We start from the raw sequence: 257 nt of genomic DNA on the forward strand, positions 1-257 counted from the left end.
GCGCCCGATCTCGACGACACGCTCGAACAGCGGCAGCGCGGCTGCCGGATCGCCGCCCTTCCAGACCAGCAGCGCCTGGGCCTGGTAGAACCAGAGCCGCCGGTCGTCGGTGCTGGCCTCGAGCGGCGTGATCTCGGCGCATCGGTTCAGATGGCGCCACCCTTCGTCGAAGTGGCCGGTCCAGGCACAGCTGTTGGCCAGGTTCACCAGCAGCACGCTCAGGCCCGCCGGCGAGCCTGCCGCCTGGGCCGCCTCGG

The 257-nt window shown here is 72.0% G+C and carries 1 protein-coding gene; it reads right to left on the bottom strand.

From position 1 onward, the window contains the following. Positions 1-257 (bottom strand): tetratricopeptide repeat protein (locus RVY79_RS20455; RefSeq protein WP_317466422.1); only part of this gene is annotated, 257 nt, incomplete at both ends.

Source organism: Chromohalobacter sp. HP20-39 (genome assembly GCF_033052815.1).
Lineage (GTDB): Bacteria > Pseudomonadota > Gammaproteobacteria > Pseudomonadales > Halomonadaceae > Chromohalobacter.